Annotated in this window: 1 protein-coding gene and 1 pseudogene; both read left to right on the top strand. The window is 45.7% G+C overall.

Annotation, left to right across the window (positions count from 1 at the left end; all coding sequences use genetic code 11):
• Positions 1 to 599: pseudogene (gene istA, locus FTU65_RS16130) on the top strand (IS21-like element ISAba8 family transposase); the annotation flags it as partial.
• On the top strand, positions 599 to 1,289 hold a 691-nt coding region (gene istB, locus FTU65_RS16125), incomplete at its 3' end, for an IS21-like element ISAba8 family helper ATPase IstB (protein WP_180067086.1). The pseudogene istA and the gene istB, both read left to right, overlap by 1 nt.

The following is a 1,289-nucleotide window of genomic DNA, read 5'->3' as shown; positions in this document are numbered from 1 at the left end:
TCGCAACATTAGGGTATTCCAGAGCGACTTTCGTGAAATTTTATGATCATGAACGTACCGATGCATGGATCGATGGTCTAGAAAATGCATTTCAGTTCTTTGCAGGAGTACCTCAGGAAATACTGTTTGATAACGCTAAAACGATCATGATTGAACGGGATGCCTATCAGGAGGGGCAGCATAAATGGAATCCCAAACTGCTCGACTGCGCCAAGAAATACAGCTTTCGTCCTCGCGTATGTAAGCCCTACCGTGCACAGACCAAAGGCAAAGTTGAACGCTTTAATGGATACCTCAAATCAAGCTTTATTGTGCCATTGAAAGCAAGCCTGAAGACTTCGGGTTTACTGTTAGATGTTGATGTCGCCAATGCCCTCATTGGCCGGTGGCTGCATGAAACCGCCAATCAGCGGATTCATGCCACCACGCAAGAAAAACCGGCTGTTCGACTGCAACAGGAGCAGCAAAAATTTACGCCATTACCGCAATCAGATACGGGTTCTGGCACTGTACCTGTTGCAGCAGCACAGCATGTCATGCCCTACGAGAGTTTGCAGCATCCCTTATCGGTATATGACCAGTTGCTGGGAGTTTCCTGATGAATCTGCAATACGACCGTATAGAGCAACTTTGCCAAAAGCTCAATCTGCCTGCCATCGCATCACAATGGTCACATCATGCACAACAAACATTAGGTCAAGATGGAAGTTATGCCGACTTTGTTGAAGCGATCTTGACGCATGAATATGCTGCCAGGCAACAGCGCAGTCAGCAGGTACTGATGAAACTCTCAGGCCTGCCTCAAGTCAAAACCCTGGAAGACTATGATTTTAATTATGCCCTAGGGGCCCCTAAATCACAGGTGATTGAACTGTTCAATCTGAGCTTTATTGCTAGAGCAGAAAATGTGGTGTTTCTCGGGGCTAGCGGAGTAGGAAAAACGCACTTATCTATGGCATTAGGCTATAAGGCCATCATGAACAACATTAAGATCAAGTTCATTACCGCCGCCGATCTCATGCTGCAACTGAGTACAGCCTATCAGCAAGGTAAACTGAAAACCTATATGCAACGTGCGGTACTGGGACCAAAGTTACTGATTATCGATGAAATTGGTTATTTACCGTTTGGACGTGAAGAAGCGAATCTGTTCTTTAACGTGATTGCCAAGCGTTATGAAAAAGGCAGTACGATATTGACGAGTAACTTACCCTTTAGCCAGTGGTCCAAATCCTTTGCAGATGATGTCACGTTGACCGCTGCGATGTTAGATCGGTTATTGCATCACT

Origin of the sequence: Acinetobacter sp. YH12129, assembly GCF_013418685.1 — a bacterium.
Classification (GTDB): domain Bacteria; phylum Pseudomonadota; class Gammaproteobacteria; order Pseudomonadales; family Moraxellaceae; genus Acinetobacter; species Acinetobacter amyesii.
This window is presented reverse-complemented; position numbering and strand designations above follow the sequence as displayed.